This window comes from Pseudomonas fluorescens group sp. PF-1 (assembly GCF_054481335.1).
Map to the genome: position 1 here is coordinate 524,269 of NZ_JBTMNG010000001.1, position 18,874 is coordinate 543,142.

Annotated in this window: 14 protein-coding genes; 9 read left to right on the forward strand and 5 right to left on the reverse strand. The window is 62.5% G+C overall.

Annotated elements, in window-relative coordinates; all coding sequences use genetic code 11:
• The first annotated feature begins 19 nt into the window (after window positions 1-19).
• The 3 genes from ribA to ACX3YD_RS02540 are packed head-to-tail and all read left to right on the forward strand — an operon-like array spanning window position 20 to window position 1,853.
• Window positions 20-637, forward strand: coding sequence for a GTP cyclohydrolase II (ribA, locus tag ACX3YD_RS02530; protein ID WP_047533858.1), 618 nt, complete (start codon window positions 20-22; stop codon window positions 635-637).
• On the forward strand, window positions 634-1,053 hold the full coding sequence (locus tag ACX3YD_RS02535) for an MFS transporter (RefSeq protein ID WP_103403410.1): 420 nt from the start codon (window positions 634-636) through the stop codon (window positions 1,051-1,053). Before ribA ends, ACX3YD_RS02535 begins: the two co-directional genes overlap by 4 nt.
• Complete coding sequence (locus ACX3YD_RS02540) at window positions 1,053-1,853, forward strand: cobalamin-binding protein (protein ID WP_458959207.1); 801 nt, start codon at window positions 1,053-1,055, stop codon at window positions 1,851-1,853. The genes ACX3YD_RS02535 and ACX3YD_RS02540 overlap by 1 nt, the downstream gene beginning before the upstream one ends.
• Window positions 1,854-1,881: 28 nt before the next feature.
• Here ACX3YD_RS02540 and ACX3YD_RS02545 read toward each other — a convergent pair whose 3' ends face one another.
• The 4 genes from ACX3YD_RS02545 to ACX3YD_RS02560 form a co-directional block, all read right to left on the reverse strand.
• Entirely contained in the window at window positions 1,882-3,765 is a 1,884-nt protein-coding gene (locus ACX3YD_RS02545; protein WP_458959208.1) for a TonB-dependent receptor domain-containing protein, read from the reverse strand.
• 156 nt (window positions 3,766-3,921) lie between these two features.
• Window positions 3,922-5,820 carry a 1-deoxy-D-xylulose-5-phosphate synthase gene (gene dxs / locus ACX3YD_RS02550; RefSeq protein WP_103403413.1) on the reverse strand — a complete coding sequence of 633 codons (1,899 nt, stop codon included), beginning with the start codon at window positions 5,818-5,820 and terminating at the stop codon, window positions 3,922-3,924.
• Between the two features lie 91 nt (window positions 5,821-5,911).
• The gene (gene ispA, locus ACX3YD_RS02555; protein ID WP_103403414.1) at window positions 5,912-6,799 is read right to left on the reverse strand and encodes a (2E,6E)-farnesyl diphosphate synthase; all 888 of its coding nucleotides are present in this window, start codon (window positions 6,797-6,799) and stop codon (window positions 5,912-5,914) included.
• Complete coding sequence (locus tag ACX3YD_RS02560) at window positions 6,796-7,038, reverse strand: exodeoxyribonuclease VII small subunit (RefSeq protein WP_007894317.1); 243 nt, start codon at window positions 7,036-7,038, stop codon at window positions 6,796-6,798. The genes ispA and ACX3YD_RS02560 overlap by 4 nt, the downstream gene beginning before the upstream one ends.
• Window positions 7,039-7,424: 386 nt before the next feature.
• Here ACX3YD_RS02560 and ACX3YD_RS02565 point away from each other — a divergent pair, with 386 nt between their 5' ends.
• Genes ACX3YD_RS02565 through ACX3YD_RS02590 form a run of 6 tightly spaced genes read left to right on the forward strand, consistent with a single transcriptional unit; the run spans window position 7,425 to window position 17,592 of the window.
• Window positions 7,425-8,216, forward strand: a complete 792-nt coding sequence (locus tag ACX3YD_RS02565; RefSeq protein WP_458959209.1) for a YfaP family protein — start codon at window positions 7,425-7,427, stop codon at window positions 8,214-8,216.
• A gap of 35 nt (window positions 8,217-8,251) precedes the next feature.
• Window positions 8,252-9,964 carry a DUF2138 domain-containing protein gene (locus ACX3YD_RS02570; RefSeq protein ID WP_458959210.1) on the forward strand — a complete coding sequence of 571 codons (1,713 nt, stop codon included), beginning with the start codon at window positions 8,252-8,254 and terminating at the stop codon, window positions 9,962-9,964.
• A complete protein-coding gene (locus ACX3YD_RS02575) occupies window positions 9,949-10,599 on the forward strand; it encodes a DUF1175 domain-containing protein (RefSeq protein WP_130209795.1) in 651 nt (216 codons plus the stop codon). The genes ACX3YD_RS02570 and ACX3YD_RS02575 overlap by 16 nt, the downstream gene beginning before the upstream one ends.
• Window positions 10,596-15,155: an alpha-2-macroglobulin family protein gene (locus tag ACX3YD_RS02580; RefSeq protein WP_458959211.1), complete on the forward strand. Its 4,560-nt coding sequence runs from the start codon at window positions 10,596-10,598 to the stop codon at window positions 15,153-15,155. The genes ACX3YD_RS02575 and ACX3YD_RS02580 overlap by 4 nt, the downstream gene beginning before the upstream one ends.
• A gap of 1 nt (window position 15,156) precedes the next feature.
• On the forward strand, window positions 15,157-16,776 hold the full coding sequence (locus ACX3YD_RS02585; RefSeq protein ID WP_458959212.1) for a DUF2300 domain-containing protein: 1,620 nt from the start codon (window positions 15,157-15,159) through the stop codon (window positions 16,774-16,776).
• Between the two features lie 3 nt (window positions 16,777-16,779).
• A complete protein-coding gene (locus ACX3YD_RS02590) occupies window positions 16,780-17,592 on the forward strand; it encodes a YfaP family protein (RefSeq protein WP_047533798.1) in 813 nt (270 codons plus the stop codon).
• On the opposite strand, the gene ACX3YD_RS02595 is transcribed toward ACX3YD_RS02590, so the two are convergent.
• On the reverse strand, window positions 17,579-18,754 hold the full coding sequence (locus ACX3YD_RS02595; protein ID WP_458959213.1) for a GGDEF domain-containing protein: 1,176 nt from the start codon (window positions 18,752-18,754) through the stop codon (window positions 17,579-17,581). The two genes, ACX3YD_RS02590 and ACX3YD_RS02595, sit on opposite strands and share 14 nt — an antisense overlap.
• Window positions 18,755-18,874: the final 120 nt, after the last annotated feature.

Sequence of the window (18,874 nt, forward strand, 5' to 3'; positions counted from 1 at the left end):
TTAGATCAGGAGCACACAGGTGCCTGTCGTTTTTGTCGCCGCTTGCAAGCTGCCAACGCCTTTTGCGCAATTCACCATGCATGGCTTTCTCGATGAAGCCACCGGTCGTGAGCACGTTGTGCTGAGCCTGGGCGAGATTGCCGACGGTGCCCCGGTGCTCGGCCGGTTGCACTCCGAATGCCTGACGGGCGATGCCTTGTTCAGCCAGCGTTGCGACTGCGGCTCGCAACTCGAAGCCGCGTTGCAGGCGATTGCCCGCGAAGGCCGTGGCGTATTGCTGTACTTGCGTCAGGAAGGCCGTGGCATTGGCCTGCTGAACAAGATCCGCGCCTATGAGCTGCAGGATGGCGGTGCCGACACCGTTGAAGCCAACGAGCGCCTGGGTTTTGCCGCCGACCAGCGCGACTACGCCATGTGCCTGCCGATGCTGGAGCACCTGGGCGTGAAATCCTTGCGCTTGATGACCAACAACCCGCGCAAGGTCAAAGCCTTGACCGAGATGGGCATCGTGGTCGCCGAGCGCGTGCCGTTGCACACCGGTCACAACCCGCACAACAAACTCTACCTGGCGACCAAGGCCAGCAAGCTTGACCATATGATGGGCAATGAACATCAGGGCGAGGTAGACCGGGCGTGACCCGCGGTCAGGTGCGGCGGCGACTGTCCGTCAACTGGTGGCAATACCTGGCGCTGGCCTTGTTGCCGCTGTTCGTGATCAACGGCGTGTTCGGCCAGAGCGAAGCGATCTTGCCGGTGCTGGCGATGCCGTTGTTCATCGCCGGTGTGGCTTCGATGTTTGTCAGCCTGAAGTTTTTCGGTGCTTACAAGCACGCCTTGATCGCCACCCAGAAAGCCCTTGATACCCCTGAAGAGCCTGCCGCGTGGATCAGTCTGGCGGCCAAACGGCGTACGGCATTTCTTGTCGCCGGCCTGCCGGCATGGATCGGTGCCCTGGCCGTGTTCGTCGGTCTCGAAGCCGTGCCGCTGGTGCTGCTGGCGCTCTCGACCACGGTGCTGTTCTACCTCTACCGCATTCCGCGTCAACTCGGCTGATGCAGGCGGCCTGGCTGGCGGTTCTGCTGCTGGCCGTCAGCGGCTCGGTGGCGGCGGTCGAACGGGTCGTCAGTCTCGCGCCATCGCTCTCTGAAATCGTTGTCGAACTGGGTTCAGCCGACCTGCTGGTGGGGGTGCTGGATGCCGGTGAGCGTCCGGCTGAAATCCAGAACCTGCCTTCCGTTGGCCGCTACGGTCAGTTGGATATGGAGCGGCTGCTCAGCCTCAAGCCCGACTTGCTGTTGCTCTGGCCCGGCAGCGTCGGTCCGGCCCAGCGTGAACAACTCAAAAACCTGAACATCCCGACCTACGTCGCCGAACCCCATGACCTGGACCAACTCGCCGCGCAAATCGAGGCGATTGCCACGCAACTGGGGCGGCCGGAGCGCGGTGTCTCACTGGCGACGGGGTTAAGGCAGCGTCTGACGGAATTGCGTCAACGTTATCGCCGCGATCAACCGTTGCGGGTGTTTTATCAGGTATGGGATCGGCCGCTGTACACCATTGGTGGCGGGCAGATCATCAGTAATGCGCTCGAAGTTTGCGGGGCACGAAATGTATTCGGCGACCAGACGCTGGCCGCGCCACAGGTCAGTGTGGAGGCGGTGTTACAGCGCAATCCGCAGGTGATTCTGGCCGGCGATCAGGCGCAGCTCGATGCGTGGAAAACCTGGTCCCAGGTGGAAGCGGTGGCGAAGGGGCAGTTGCTGTTGGTGGCGGATAAAGGCCTGGAGCGGCCCAGCGGGCAAATGATCGAAGCGACCGCCAAGCTTTGCCGGTTGATCGCACCTGACCGTTGAGGCCTGTCCGAACACCGCTCTTTTCAGGTCAGATCTGCGGCGTCCACGTCACCCCAAACATCCACGTTCGACCTTCCTCACGATACCCATACTGACTGCCTTCATGGCTGTACAGCACCCGGCTGTAGTCCTTGTCCAGCAGGTTATCGACCTTCAACTCCAGCTTGATCTCGCGATTGAGCTCCCAGCTGCTACGCAACCCCAACAAGGCATAGCCGCCCAAGGGTTGTTGATTGTTCAGGTCGTCATAGCTGCCGCTCACCGCTTGCCAGCTGGCGCCGAGGCCCAGGCGGTCGAACTGCCGGTCCAGGTCCAGGCTCAAGGTGCGCCGGGCACGCCGCGCCAGGGTATGGCCCGTGTCGCGATCGCGAGGGTCGATGATCGCCACGCCGAGGTTGCTCTGCCAGCCGAACAGCTCTTGTTTCAACGCCGCTTCAAAGCCGTTGATCCGTGCCGAAGCCACGTTCTGCGGGCGCGAGTTGCTGCCGAAGATGATCGCGTCTTCCAAATCCGTGCGGTACAGCGAGGCTTCCAGACGACTGTCCTGCGTCAACTGACTGCGCCATTGCAGCTCATAGCTCTTTGACGTTTCGGGTTTCAGGTCCGGGTTGCTGAAGTCCGGGTAATACAGGTCGTTGAAGGTCGGTGCGCGGAAGCCTTCGCTGTAGCTCAGCAGGATGTCGTTGTCCGGGTTCAGCGGCAGCGTGAAGGTGCCGCTCCAGCTGTTCTGGCCGCCGAACTGCTGATTGTCATCGTGACGCAAGCCCAGCTCGGTGGAGAAGCGGTCTGTCTGATAGCGATGCTGGATGAACGCCGCGCGGTTCCAGCGACTGTCTTCGTTGAAGTCCGTGCTGCTGTTGATCCGGTCTTCGTACCAGTCGCCGCCGAGGATCAGGCTGTTGTGCTCGTTGAGCGTCAGGTCATTCTGCCAGGTCAGCGAGTCGCGATAGGTGTTGAACACGCTGCGCTCGTCACTGAGTTTGTCGAGGGTCTTCTCGCGGTTTTCGCTGTGGCCGAATTCGAGGCGGGTTTTCCAGAGGTCATTCACTCGCGCGTCGAGGTAGCTGCTGACACTGCTCACGTCGAATTCGCTGTAGGGCTGCTGCTGCAGCGACTCGAAGGTAGCCGGGTCAAAGCGGCCGAACGGGTTGTCGAACGCGCTTTTGCCGCGGTTATCCAACAGGTTGGCGCCGACTTCGATGTCGTCGGTGAGGGCGTGGCTCAGGCTCAGGCTCAGCGACTTGTTGCGGTATTCATCGTAATCGCCATCGCTGGGATACGACTGGCGGGTGCGGTTGATCCCGGCGGTTTCATCAAGGCTGGTGCCAAGGTTGAAGCGGGTGCGTTCATCGCCACCGGACAGGCCGAGGCTGCGCTCCCAGGTCTGGTGGCTGCCAAAGCCCATGTGCAGGCGTGGTTGCAAGCCTTGCTCGCCGCCGCGACGGGTGAAGATCTGGATGACGCCGCCAATCGCATCGCTGCCGTAAATCGCCGAGCGGGAGCCGCGCAGCACTTCCACGCGCTCGACCTGCTCGATGTTGATGTGTTGCAGGTTGCTGTCACCGGAGGTCGAGTTGCCGATCCGTTGGCCGTCCACCAGCACCAGGCTCTGGGCCGATTGAGTGCCGCGAATGTACACCCCCGGCAAGCTGCCGCGACCACCGGTTTGCGCCACTTGTACGCCCGGCACTCGACGCAGCAAATCGGCGATGCTGTTCGGTTGCAGGCGGTCGATGTCTTCGCGGGTGAACACGGTGTTGGCGGCGCTGCTGTCGTTGCGCGCTTCGACCTGGCGGTTGGCGCTGATCAGCACGTCGGGCAGTTTCAGGGCTTGATCGCGTTCGAAAGTGTCAGCGAGGGTATTGGCGGTGGGTAGCAGAAACAGGGGCAGGGCGACGCGGGCAAACTTCATTGATAGTCCGATGGTGCGTTGAGGCAAATACAGTTTTGAGAGCCCACAAAACACTGTGGGAGCGGGCTTGCCCGCGAAGGCGTCGGTACAGCCAACATTGATGTTGGATAAGCCGGCCTCTTCGCGGGCAAGCCCGCTCCCACAGGGACAGTGTGTTTAGCGGTTAAGCAGCTGCAGCCGTTCGCGGATCGCGGCTTCGATTCCGGCCTCGTCCAATCCACACTCGGCCAGCATTTGCGCAGGCTTGGCATGCTCGACGTAGCTGTCCGGCAAGCCCAGGTGCAGCATCGACTTGAGGATGTTTTCCCGGGCAAGGAACTCGCTGACCGCGCCGCCGGCGCCGCCCATGATCGCGTTTTCCTCGACGGTCACCAGCAGCTCATGGCTGGCGGCGATTTCGCGAACCAGTGCTTCGTCCATTGGTTTGACGAAACGCATGTCGACCACGGTGGCGTCAAGCGTCTCGGCAACTTTCAGCGCCTCGGCCAGTTGCACGCCAAACACCAGCAGGGCGACGTTGCGGCCTTGACGGCGAACCACGCCCTTGCCGATTTCGATCGGTTCGAGGTTCTTCTCGATGGTCGCATTCGGGCCGGTGCCACGCGGGTAGCGCACCGCCGCCGGGCCTTCGTACAGATGGCCGGTGGTGAGCATTTTGCGCAGCTCGTTTTCGTCGCTCGGGGTCATCACCAGCATGCCGGGAATGCAGCGCAGGAACGACAGGTCGAAACTGCCGGCGTGCGTCGGGCCGTCTTCGCCCACCAGACCTGCACGGTCAATGGCGAACAATACGTCGAGGTTTTGTACCGCCACATCATGAATGAGCTGGTCGTAGCCGCGCTGCAGGAAGGTCGAGTAAATCGCCACCACCGGTTTCGCGCCTTCGCAGGCCATGCCGGCGGCAAGGGTCACGGCGTGTTGCTCGGCAATCGCCACGTCGAAGTAACGCAACGGGAAGCGCTCGCTGAAGGCCACCAGGTCGGAGCCTTCCTTCATTGCCGGGGTAATGCCCACCAGGCGTGGGTCGGCCGCGGCCATATCGCACAGCCACTCACCGAACACACCGGAATACTTCGGCCCGCTGGCTTTTTTCGGCGCAGCGGCAGGGGCGTCCAGTGGCTCGAGCTTGGTGATCGCGTGGTAGCCGATCGGATCGACTTCAGCAGGCGCGAAGCCCTTGCCCTTCTTGGTGACGATGTGCAGGAACTGCGGGCCTTTCAGATCGCGCATGTTGCGCAGGGTGGCGATCAGGGTCGGCAGGTCGTGGCCATCGATCGGGCCGATGTAGTTCCAGCCCAGCTCTTCGAACAGGGTGCCGGGCACCAGCATGCCTTTTGCGTATTCTTCGGTGCGACGGGCGATTTCCCAGGCCCCGGGCAGGCGCGACAGCACTTTCTTGCTGCCTTCGCGCATGCTGGCGTAGGTGCGGCTGGAAAGGATCTTCGCCAGATAGTTGGACAAGCCACCGACGTTGCGCGAGATCGACATGTCGTTGTCGTTGAGGATCACCAGCATGTCGGCGTTCACTTCCGGCGCGTGGTTCAGCGCTTCGAACGCCATGCCGGCGGTCAAGGCGCCGTCGCCGATCACCGCGATGGCCTTGCGATCATTGTTTTGCAGGCGGGAGGCAATGGCCATGCCCAGCGCTGCGCTGATCGAGGTGCTGGAGTGGCCGACGCCAAAGGTGTCGTATTCGCTCTCGGAGCGGCGCGGGAAGGCGGCGATGCCGTCCTTCTGGCGCAGGGTGCCCATGCGCTCGCGACGACCGGTGAGGATCTTGTGCGGATAAGCCTGATGACCCACGTCCCACACCAGCCGGTCGTCCGGGGTGTCGAAGACGTAATGCAACGCGATGGTCAGCTCGATCACGCCCAGGCCGGCGCCGAAATGCCCACCGGTCTGACCGACCGTGTAGAGCAATTCCAGGCGCAACTCATCGGCCAGGGTTTCCAGCTCGGCTTCGCCTAACCGGCGCAGGCCGTCCGGCGTATTCGCGCGGTCGAGCAGGGGCGTGGTTGGGCGCTTGCGGGGAATCTCATGAAACGTCGTGGGCATCAGGCGAATCGTTATAGGTATAAAAGATGCGGCAGTTTACCTGATGGATCGCACCCTGCCCACGCATAGGTCCTTTTTGGCGGATACGCCTTTAGTTGCGGCGATCGACGATGTAACGGGCCAGATCGCGCAGAGGCTCTGCCGCCGCGTCAAACGGTCGCATCGCGTGCAGGGCCTGATCGCGCAATTCCAGAGCGTAGGCCTTGGCGGCGTCGAGGCCGAGCAGGGCCGGGTAGGTCGGCTTGTCGCGGGCAATGTCGGCGCCCTGGCGTTTGCCGAGGGTTTCGGTATCGCTTTCGACGTCGAGAATGTCGTCCTGGACCTGAAATGCCAGACCAACGGCCTGTGCATAAGTCTGCAGGGATTTCAGTTCGTCCTTCTGCGCGTGCCCACTGGCCAGGGCGCCGAGCTTGACGCTGACTTCGATCAGCGCACCGGTCTTGTGCCGGTGCATGTATTCGAGGGCCTTCTGATCGAGCTTGAGGCCGACCGAACCCAGGTCGATGGCCTGCCCGCCGACCATGCCCGCCGGGCCTGCCGCCAATGCCAGGGCGCTGACCATCTGCAGGCGGATTTCCGCGTCTGCGCTGTTCAGGCGCGGGTCGAGCAGGGCGCTGAAAGCCAGGCTCTGCAAGCCGTCGCCGGCAAGGATCGCGCAGGCTTCATCGAATTTCTTGTGAGTGGTGGGCTGGCCGCGGCGCAGGTCGTCGTCGTCCATGGCCGGCAAATCGTCGTGCACCAGCGAGTAGGCGTGGATCAGCTCCACCGCGCAGGCCGCGCCGTTGGCTTGCTCGGCCTTGCCACCCAGTGCTTCACACGCGGCGTAGGCCAGCAGCGGGCGCACACGTTTGCCGCCGTTCATCACGCTGTAGCGCATGGCTTCGTAGAGACGCGCCAGCTCAGGACCGGGCGCGATGAACAGGGTTTCCAGGGCCGCATTGACCCGGGCCTGGCTGGTCGCCGAATACGCTGCAATCATTCTGGTTGATCCGCGTCGAAGGGTTCCTCGGCCAACTCGCCATCACGCTCGAGCAGCACCTGCACCTTTTGCTCGGCCTGGGCCAGCGCCGCCTGGCAATCGCGGGTCAGGCCGATGCCCTGCTCGAAAGCGGTCAGCGAGTCTTCCAGCGACAATTCACCATTCTCCAGACGCTCGACCAGCGTTTGCAGGTCAGCGAGGGATTGTTCGAAATCCAGTGCAGCTTTTTTGCGGGCCATGGCGGCGATTTCCGGTTGACGTTAAACCGGCGCGACACTAGCAGACATGGGGTTTATGGGCAAATGAGCGGGGCATTTGGCGACTGCTTCGCGGCCAAGCGAGAGCGAGCTCCCCGGCCACAAGTGGATGGTGGCGCAGACTTGGGGATTATTCGGCTCACAAAATGAGCCGAATAGAGGCATTATTCGGCTCACCGTCCACTCACCCGCGTGATTTGCGCCGCATTTTCACGGCGATCTCATTGTTAGAAGCGGCCACGGCGGTTAACCTTCGCGCCCTATACGACCCGACAGTCACGGGTCTTTCAGACGAAACGCAGTATCAACCTCTGTAACGCGCCGAGGATCGGGCGCAAGGTTTCGTCATGCATGGCAGGAGGCATCACATGCGTTCGATTCTTTTGCTGCTTGTTGGATGGCTCTGTGCGCCGGTACTCCTGGCCGCGCCGAGTGCCGAGGTGTCGGAACCCGTGGGCGGCTGGCGCTACAACGGCCTGCTGGACCGGACGGAAAACCCGCAAGTGGCCTATCCCACGCCGCCCATCGACCGGGGTGTGCAGCGCAATCGCACGATGATCGAGGGCCAGCTCAAGGCCATCGGCACGCAACGTGGTCCTCACACCTTGGCGGTCAACGGCAATCCGTTGAACCTGTACACCGACGATCAGGGGCGTTTCGCCCGGCCCTATGCGTTCGGCGCGGGCTCCAACAGTGTCGAAGTGCGCAGTGCCGAAGGCCAGTCGCTCAAGCGCGTTCAATTCTATGAAGCCAACAACCTGCGCACTCCGGCGCGGATTCGGGTGGTGCTCGGTTGGGACGACCCGAAGGCCGAGCTCGACCTGCACATCATTACTCCCGATGGCCAGCACGCGTTCTGGGCTCATTCGGCGCTGACCAACGGCGGCGGCCTTGACCCGGACGGCGTCGACGGTCCTGGCCCGGAAATGTTCACCATGACGGCGCCGCTGCATGGCACCTATCTGGTTTACGTGAACTATTGGGGCAACTTCGGCAGTGGCGGCTATAACTTCGATGAGGCCAGCAACCAGAACGAGGTGATCACCTCGCAGATCAATCTGGTGCTCAACGAAAACACCGTCGACGAAAAACGCGAGACCTTCATCGTGCCCTTGCGTGCGATCGGCGACCTGCTGTTGGTCAAGACTTTCAACTATTAAGCATCCCGCACCACGGATGAATTGGGTTTTGTGAAATGAGTGAAAACATCGTGTCCCCTGCCGCCGATTCAGCGGCCGCCAAACCTTCCCGGCGCTGGCCGGCGCTATTGCTTGGGTTAGGCCTGGTAGCCGTTGTGGCGGGCGGGGTGGGGTGGTTCCTGCACAAACCCAAGGCCCCTGCGCCCGTATTGGCCAGCGATAAACTGGGCATGAGCCGGCCGGATGGCCTGCTGGAAACCCGTTCCTTGAGCCAACTGCCCAAGGATCTGTTGGCGGTGCCGTTCCTCAAGGAAACACTCACCGAAGATTTCGTCTTCTATTACGAAACTCACGCGGATCGTCTCGGACTGATCGGCAGTCTGCGGCGGATCATTTACGAGCATGACCTGAAGTTGCAGGACAGCCTGATCGAGCAGCTCTTCGATCAACCCGCCGACGTGGCGCTGTGGCGTGGGGCGGATGGTCGGCTCAAGGATTTCCTGCTGGTGATGGATCGCGGCGGACTGGCCAAGGTGCTCGAGCCGCTGGCGAAGGTCGCGCTGGATGATTCACAGCTGAGCAAAATCGCCGATGTGAAAGTCGGCAACGACGATGTGGCGCTCTATCAGCTCACCTACAACGCCAGCAAGGCGCTGCTGTTTGCCTCCCATGGCGACAAACTGGTGGTGCTGTCCAATCCGTCGAAACTCTACGACCCGCAAAGTGGCCAGACCGAGGAGCCCGGCAGTGTCTCGACAGCCGCCATCGCCGCGTTGCTCAACGGTGACAAACTGTTCCCCGAAGCATTCGGCCTTCCGCCGCGCGCGCCTGAAGTGAAGCAACGCCTGTCGGTCAACGCCAGTGTGTTGGCAATGGGTTACCAGCGCTTCATCCCCAACTTCGCCGGGCTGCGCTTCGACATGGACGACAAGGGCTGGCACAGCTTCCTCGCCATGGATGAACTGGACGACCAGCCGGGCTTCGATTTCAAGCCGATCTGGCAAGCCATGCCCATGGGCGCCAGCGCCTGTGTGGCCTTGCCACTCGCCGCCGCACAACAGAAACCGCTGTTGGTTAAGCTCGGTGCCGAGGAGAAGGTGGCACAGGCCTTGACCGAACACATGGCCGGTGCCGCGGGCCTGTGCTGGTACGCCGATTCGCGCCTGTACACGCCGCTGCTGGTGGCCGGCCTGAGCGATAAGGACAGCGCCCGACTCGACGGTGATCTGGGCAAACTGTTCGGCTCGATGGTCGGTGCCTACGAAGGCAAGGTTGATGATCACGCGTTCCCTGTGGTCGAAAAGCAGGAGGGCCAGAGCCATCAGTGGCAGCGTCAGGTCAGCTCCAACTTCGGTCCGTACGCGGCGAAGGACGCCGAGGACCCGGAGGCGATCACCGGCAAGGCGTTCATGCGCGTCAGCCTGGCGCGTCACGGTTCGACGCTGCTGTTCTCCCTCGACGACAAACTGGTGGACAAGGCGCTCGGCACCCTCGACAAACGCTTCCCGCCGATGGCCGACGTAGTGCCGAAAGACCTGCTGATGCCGGTCTATTTCGGTCCGGATGCGATGGCCCAACTGATGCAGCAGGAAACCCTCGACAGCCTGCCCCAGGACATGGAGCCGGTGTTCTACAACGCTGCGCAAACCTACCTGATCCCGAAACTGCGCAAGCTCGGCGGTTACGGCAAGTACGCGCTGACCTTGCCTGAAGGCAGCGAACCCGACGGCCACTGGCAATGGCTGCCACTGGAATGGAAAGCGCTGTGACCGGACTGATCCGAAGCCTTGGCCTGCTTGCGCTGTTGCTGAGCGCGGGTGCCCGGGCCGTCGAAACCCCGGCGCTCGACCCGCAGCAATCCCAGGTGTTCCGCGCCTGGTTCGTGCGCATCGCCCAGGAGCAACTGAGCCAGGGCCCGAGCCCGCGCTGGTATCAGCAGGATTGCGCCGGGCTGGTGCGCTTCGCCGCCAACGAAGCGCTAAAGGTGCATGACGACAAATGGCTGCGCAGCAACGGCCTGTCCAACCGCTACCTGCCGCCGGAACTGCAACTGAGCGACGCCCAGCGCGGCCTCGCCCAGCAGTGGCAGCAGGGCGGCGGCAAGGTCGGGCCGTACGTCAACGCGATCAAGCTGATTCAGTTCAACAGCCATCTGGTCGGCCGTGATGTGGCCCAGGCGCGTCCCGGCGACCTGATGTTTTTCGATCAGGGTGACGACCAGCACCTGATGATCTGGATGGGCCGCTACATCGCTTACCACACCGGCACCACCACACCCACTGACAACGGCATGCGCTCCGCAAGCCTGCAACAACTCATGACATGGAAGGACACCCGATGGATACCCGATGCAGCCAACCCCAACTTCATCGGCGTTTATCGACTGAATTTTCTCTCCCAATGATCGGTGCCCGCATGTTGCGTTTTCTGCCCCTGCTGTTGGTCTTGATGCTGCCTCTTTCGCCGGTGAATGCCGAAGACACCGTCGAGCCGAGTGGCTATACGCCGGTGGCCGGTGAGAGTTTCTTTCTGCTGGCGGACAGCAGTTTCGCCAGCGACGAACAGGCGATGGTGCGTCTCGAAGCACCGGGCCGCGACTATCGCCGGTTCCGTATGGAGCCCTACGGCGGCGCCGACATCCGCGTGTATCGCATCGACAAGCCGCTGGATTTCCTCAAGCGCCAGAAGAACCTGCACCGGGTGGTCAGCGACGGCCAGTTCAAGGGCGAAGGACTGTCCAACACCTTGGCGTACCTGTGGGATAGCTGGTACCGCAAGTCCCGCCGGGTAATGCAGCGAGCGTTTTCCTACGAGTCGCGTAAACACGTCACCGAAGAAGTGCCGGAACTGAAGATGGGCAACGCCATGGCCGCGCCCACGCCCTACGACGCTCAGCCGCAATTCGCGTTGATTCCGGGGCTGCCAGTGGTCAGCCAGTTTCGCTACCCGCTGTGGCAGGCCAAGCCGATCCAGCCACCGGAAGGGGTGAATCTCGCTGGCTCCTCCAGTGAATTCGTCAGCGTCGCGCCGGGCAACGTCTATATCCCCTTGGGCAACCTGAAACCGGGGCTGTATCTGGTGGAAGCGCTGATCGGCAAGTACCGCGCGACGACCATGGTCTTCGTCTCCAACACCGTGGCCGTGAGCAAGATCGCTGGCGATGAGTTGCTGGTGTGGGCTGCGCGCAAGCACGAAGGCAGTTCGGTGCCCAAGGTCAATGTGTTGTGGACCGACGGCCTCGGCGTGATGAGCAGCGGTACCACCGATGCCGACGGTCTGCTGCGCTTGAAGCACGTCAGCCCCGAGCGTTCGTTCGTGATAGGCGAAGACGAAGAGGGCGGCGTTTTCGTCTCGGAAAACTTCTACTACGATAGCGAAATCTACGACACCAAACTCTACGCGTTCACCGACCGGCCGCTGTACCGGCCAGGGGATTGGGTGTCACTGAAAATCGTCGGGCGCGAGTTCAAGAACGCCCGGGATTCGGTGCAACCGAGTGCCGCTGACGTCAATGTGACGGTGCTGGATGCGACGGGAACGGCGTTGCAAACCCTGGACTTGAAACTCGATTCCAAGGCCGGCACCCAAGGCCGTTTCCAGTTGCCCGACAATGCCGTGGCCGGTGGTTATGAGCTGCGTTTCAATTACAAGGATCAGGCCTACAGCAGCGCCTTCCGGGTCGCCGAGTACATCAAGCCGCACTTCGAGATTTCACTGAACCTGGCCAAACAGGACTACCGCACCGGCGAAGCGGTCAAGGGCAGCCTGGTGCTGCTGTATCCCGACGGCAAACCGGTGGCCAATGCCAAATTGAGCCTGAGCCTGCGCGCTCAGCAGCTGTCGATGGTCGACAACGAGCTGCAATACCTCGGGCAATTCCCGGTGGAGCTGACCAGCACCGAACTGACCACCGACGCCAAGGGCAACGCCACCCTCGAGCTGCCGGCCGCGGAGAAACCGAGCCGCTACATGCTCACCGTGTTCGCCAGTGATGGCGCGGCGTACCGGGTCAAGACCACCAAGGAAATTCTCATTGATCGCGGTGCGGCAAATTTCCGCTTGAGCGCGCCGCAACGGTTCAGTGCGGTGGGCGACAAGGTGGCCTTCAGCTACGCCAATGAAAGCGAGCAGCGCCAGTCGGTCACGCCGAGCAGTTATGGCTGGGTGCGCCTGGAGGACCAGAGCACCGGCGAAGGCAAACTGGCGGCCACCGACAAGGGGTTCAGCCTGGCGTTCGAGCGCCCTGGCACCTACAACCTGACACTCCGGGATGACCACGGCCGAACCCTCGGCGCTACGGGTCATTCGGTCACCGGCGAGGGTGTCAAAGCGGTGCCGGGCACCGTTGAAATCGTCCTCGACAAACCGCAGTACAAGGCCGGCGACGAAGCGCTGGCACTGATCACCTTCCCCGAGCCGATCAGCGATGCACTGCTGTCGCTGGAGCGCGACAAGGTCGAGGCGACGGCGTTGCTGTCCAGGGGCGGTGACTGGCTGAAGATGGAAAAACTCAGCGACACTCAATACCGCGCGCGCATTGCGGTGAAGGACAACTTCGCGCCGAACCTGACCTTCTCGGTGCTGTACACCAAGGGCGGCCAGTACAGTTTCCAGAACGCCGGCATCAAGGTGATTGCGCCGCAGATAGACGTGGCCATCGCCACCGATAAAGACACCTATCAACCCGGCGATACCGTGTCGGTGGACCTGACCACCCAGTTCGCCGGCAAGCCGATCCCGGCGCACCTGACGGTCAGCGTGGTCGACGAAATGGTCTATGCGCTGCAGCCGGAGGTGGCGCCTAGCATCGACCAGTTCTTCTACCACCCGCGGCGTAACAACGTGCGCACCAGCGCCAGCCTGTCGTTCATCAGCTACGACGTGGCGCTGCCCGGCAGCCCAGGCGCGCCGGGCAAGGCCAACCGCAGCGAGCGCGGTGTGAAGGTGCTGGAGCGGCCGCGTCGCGAAGACGTCGACACCGCCGCGTGGCAACCGGAGCTGGTGACCGACGCCAGTGGCAAGGCCCGCTTCACCTTCAAGATGCCGGACTCGCTGACCCGCTGGCGCATCACTGCCCGGGCCATCGCCGATGACGGTCAGGTCGGGCAGAAGAAGCAGTTCGTGCGCTCGGAGAAACCGCTGTACCTGAAGTGGAGCGGGCCAAACAAATTCCGCACGGGCGATAAGCCGGATCTCGGCGTGTTCGCGTTCAGCCAGGCAGAAAAACCGGTCAAGGCCGAACTGGTGATTCATTACGCGGGCAACGAGCAGCGTGTGCCAGTGACCCTGAATAACGGCATCAACTACATCGCGTTGCCCGGGTTCTCGTTGGCCAGTGGCGAGTGGACCGCCGAGCTGGTGCAGGATGGCAAAACCGCTGATGCCTTGGCCGTGCGCCTGGCCGCCACCGGCGAAGGTTGGCAGGTCACGCAGAGCCAAAGCCTGGACGTGACTGTCGGCGATACGCCGCTGACACTGCCGGCGGACGCCACGGATATACGCCTGCGCCTGGACGACAGTCCGCAAGCGCTGTTCCGCTCAGCGCTGGACGATCTGCTGAGCTACCCCTATGGCGGCGTCGAACAAACCGCCAGTCGCTTGCTGCCTCTGAGCATTGCCTATCCGAGCCTGTCGTCGAACCCGCAGGTCCGCGACCGCTTGCGCCTGATCATGCAGAACAGCCGCTTGCGTCTGGTGCAAATGGCCGGGCCGTCGGCGAGTTTCACCTGGTGGGGCATGGACGGCGAGCCGGACGCGTTCCTGACCGCCTACGCTTATTACGCCGACTGGCACGCCAGCAAAATGCTGGAACTGAGCCTGCCGCCAGAGCACTGGCAACGGGTATTGGAGGTCTATTCGAAACAGGCGAAGAACACGCCGCTGTTGCAGCGAGCGCTGATTCTGTCGTTCGCCAAACAGATGCAATTGCCGGTGAACACCTTGCTCAGTGGATTGATGGAGGATCTGGCAAAAGCGGGCGAGGGCAATGCCGCGAACCTGATGGACGATGGCGAAGACAGCATCGTCATAAGTGATCCGGATTCGGCGCTGGGTCTGGCCGCGGCCCGGGCGTTGACAGCGTCTTTGGCCAAGCAATCGAAGGTCACCGTGCCCGACGCTTTCAACCGACAACTGGCGGATGCACAGCAGCGCCTGGCCGTCAGTTCCCAGCCGTTTGCCGAAGCCCTGACCCTGTCACTGCAAGCCTTCGATCAGGCCCGCGCGCAAGTGTTGCTGCAGCGTTTGCTGCCACAGCAGTCGACGCTGGAACGTGCCTTGGCGCTGACCTGGCTGCAGCGCAGTATCGAACAGGCGTCACCCACCATCGCCTTGGCGCCGGGTGAAGGCTGGAAGAAAAAATACGGTGATACCGGTGAGGTGTATTGGACGTGGCAGGGGGCTACGCCCGTGCCCACGGTGTTGTCGTTAAGTGGCACCCAGGAGCGCCCATTGCGGGCCGCATTGAGCTTCCAGAGCCAGCAACCGACCGTCGATCCGATGGCCGTGACCATCACCCGTCGTCTGTCGCGATTGGTGCCGGGGGATGAAGCGTTCACCTTCAAACTGGAAGCGGTCGGCAACGCGCCGTTGTCCAGTGACAACCTGTACCTGGACGAAGTGATCCTCACCAGCAAAGCTGCCAAACCGCTGCGCTACGGCATGCTCGAAGTGCCGTTGCCACCGGGCGCCGATGTTGAGCGCACCACCTGGGGCATCAAGTTGATGGGCAAGGCCGGCACCGAGCCGACGGCACTGGAAAAGGCCCGTTTCGAACCGGGACAACTGGCCTATGCCGTGCCGGTCGATGCGCTGAGCGGCGAACTGCGCCTGCGTCATCTGGTGCGTTTCTCGCAGAAAGGCCAATTCAACCTGCCGCCGGCGCGCTTCACTCAGGTGTATGCGCCACAGCATCAGGCTCAAGAGCAGAAACCGGCGCTCGGTCAGGTCACGGTCCACTGACATGCCACGGCTTCTGGTCTGCTGGCTGTTGTGTTTGCTTCCTGCGCTGGCCACGGCGCAGGACGAACCGCTGCATCTGGCGTTCAAGGGCGATTTGCTGTCCTTGAGCCGGACTCAGTTGCTGTCGCGCGAGCCGTTGCCCGAGACCTTGCAGACCCCGCTGGGCAGTGTGTGGAAGTTGTTTGTCTACGCCTGGCTGGTGGACACCGGCGCCCGCGAGGCGGCTTATGAATGTCGCGGGCAGTCGAAGGAGGAAGTCTATTGCTGCACGGCGGGCGGCAAGATCGAGCGTGATCAGGCGCTGGTCAAATCCTGCGGATTGTATTTCGAACCGGCGCGTCTGGGCATTTCCAGCACCGATTGGCGAGCCTATTGGCAGACGCGACAGGCGCCGGAATGGTTGCTGAGCTTACCGTCGTTGCAGCCCGCCACTCGGGTCCCGGTGGCTCAGTTGTTACGCACGTTGGCGCTGCTGCCGGCCCAGGATCAGGCGCGCCGGGTGTTGCTCGATGTGGTGCTCAATGCCGCAGACGGCAATGTCGTCGGCGAGCTCGGCGGCCGGTTGCGGGTGAAAACCTGGAGCTGGCTGGGGGATCGGGATCCGGCGTCGCGCCAGGGCGGTTTTGCTGGTTGGACGGTGGACGGTACGCCGATCTGGGCCGGTGGGCGCGGGACCAGTCAGCGAGTCTTGCGTGAATATGGTCCGGCGTTGGCGACGGTGCTCCCGCCATCAGGCGCGGCCGAGAGCGGAACGTGCGTGGAGGTCAGTCTGTTCTCTCGTTATCCACTGAAACGCGTACTGTCGGGAGGTCGCGTGGCAGCGTCCGGACCTTTACAGGGCGACTATCGTGTCGAATTCGCCAGCGGCAATCAGCTTGATATCCACAGTGATGGTGAACTGTTTTTACTGAACGACACACTGGTGGCGCGCCTGGACCGCGAAGAATACGTCGCGCGCGTGCTGCAGCGCGAAGCCAGCGCTGAACCCGCCGAAGCGGCCAAAGCCCTGGCCGTGGCCATTCGCACCTACCTGCTGCAAAACGCCACGCGCCACGGCGACTGCCTGAGCATCGACGACAGCAGCCAGCGCCAACGGGTCGCACCGCGTCCGGCCAGCGCCGAAGCGCGCGACATCGCCGCCTGGACCCGTGATCTGGTACTGGCCGGCAGCACCGTGACCTACCATTCCGATCAACCCGGCCCGGACAAACTGTCCTGGCTGCACGCCGTCGAACAAGCCAATGCCGGCCAACGCTACGACGCCATCCTGCTGCACGCTTACCCACGCGCCAGCCTCAGCCGTTGGGACAATCCCGTCGCCTCCTGCGAAGCGCTGCCCGCCGCGCAGGACTGGCTGCAAAAGCAGCGTCGCGGCTGGCGCCCACGGCTGGAAAGCGAAACCGGCTACAACGAAGTCAGCACGTTCGCCGTCTGTCGCCTGACTTTTGGCCGCCCCTATGTCGACCGCGAACGCCAGCGTATCTACGTGCGCGGCGTGCTCTCGCTGCAAGACCGTCTCGACCTGACTCATGAATACCTGCACCTGGCCTTTGAGGCACACCCCAACGGCCAGGATGAAACCTACATCGAAGGGCTCGCCCGTCATCTTTTGCTGGAATAGACCATGACACTCCGTTATCCACAGGTCTTGCTGTTGCTCTTCGCGTCGGCCGTGTTATCGCCGACCCAGGCTGCCGATAGCGTCAAGCTCGACACCCCCGCAGGCGGTTGGCGCACCGGTGCGGCGGAAGGCGAGGGGGAGAACTTCCGTCAGACCGTCAACTACCCGGCCTCCTCGGTGAACACACCGGCAGGCCAGGCCAACACCGCGCGCATCGCCGGACAGATCAAAGCCACGCCCAAGTCGGCGGAGCCCGGCCGGTTGATTGTGAACGGTGTCAGCATGCCGCTGAAAATCGATCCGGCGGGCCGCTTTGATCGCCCGTTCTCGTTTCCCAACGGCAGCAACAGTGTCGAGGTCCGTAGCCCTGACGGCCAGCAACGCCGTCGTGTTCAGTTCTTGAATGCCAGCGGTGGAGCAACACCGGCCAAATTGCGCGTTCTGCTGTCATGGGACAGCGACAACACCGACCTCGACCTGCACCTGATCACCCCCGACGGTGCGCACATCTGGTACGGCGATCGCGTCGCCCCCAATGGCGCAGCACTCGATGTCGACGTCACCACCGGCTACGGTCCGGAAATCTTCGCCATGCCTGCGCCGATCAAGGGGCAGTATCTGGTGTATGTGAATTACTTCGGCGGTGGCTATCGCAGTGACGAAGAGGGGCAGGAAGAGGCGGTTCAAGCGCTGACCACCGCACAGGTCACAGTGATTACCGAGGAGGGGACGCCGAGCGAAAAGATCGAGACGTTTCTGGTGCCGATGCGGGCGGTGGGGGAGTTGACGCTGGTGAAGGGGTTCAGTTATCCGTGAGGCTCAAGTACATCTTGCGCAGGGTCTGAACGCGGTTACGTCCCCGATCCGTTGCCCCGTATAGCGCTTCATCCGCTTGTGAAAGCAGGCCGAAAAGATCGTAGCCCGACTCACGCGTGGTGACGACACCAATGCTGACGCTGAGCATCCCCGGTTCCAGCATCGACAGCTGTGAAAAGGACTGGCGAATGCGCTCGGCCACCTGAACCGCTTCCTGCTCACCTGCCTCCTTGAGCAGGCAGGCAAACTCTTCGCCACCGATACGACCGAACACATCCTGCTTGCGCAGGTTCTCCGCCAGAATCCGACTGAATGCGATCAAGGCCTGGTCCCCCATCGGGTGACCAAAGCTGTCGTTCAGGCGCTTGAAGTGATCCAGGTCGCATAGCAGCAGAGCGGCGGGTTCCTTGTGGCGATTGCTGTCCGCCAGCAAGCGTTCCCCGTTAGCCATGAACGCGCGACGGTTGCCGATTCCGGTCAACGGATCACAGAAAGCGGCGGCCTTGAACTTGAGTTCGGCGCGCTCCTTGACCATGGCCAGCGCCACATAGGCAATGCCAATGACGTAGAGCATGGACTCGAACAGCATGAAGGAGAAAAAGCGCACGCCATCACCGACGCCCGACAAGGCCTGATCCAGCGGCAGGCTTTTGTCGATCACACTGCGGACCACATAGAACGTGGTGTGCAGCAGCGTCAACAGCAGCGCGGGCATGTACGCGACTTCAAGGCTGCGACGGCTGCGCCAGAACTCCAGTGCCGTCAGCACGCCATAACCGGCGACCAGCAGGGAATACACCACGACTCGAGCGGGCATGGCGTCATAGAAAACCGGGCTCAGACACAGCGTCAGCCAGAGGCCGGCCCCGGCCAGAATCCCCTGCATTGAGGGTGTGCGTCCGACGAACACGCGCATGGCCGTCCAGTTCATCGCCGCGCTCAACAACAGGGCGATGTTACCGAAGATGATCGGCACAAAATCGACCCCCCGACCCCGCCAACTGACCAGCACCACACCCAGCGCAGCCAGCAGCATCATGGCGCCCAGATATGCCAGGGTCCGCTCACGGGGTTCGCGCCACCAGGCGTGACAGGTCAACAGCCCCATCAACGCGAAGACGAAGACTGACGCGACCAGCAAGGTCGGGATGTGAAGCGCCATGTCTTTGGTTCCCGCGAAGCTCAAACCGGAGTGGTCCCGCAGAAGGGGTGTCGGGTCAACGAGGTTGTGGTCGAAAGGGTGGATTTAGCACTTGGGGTGCCAGTATTGGCAAGGGGGCAT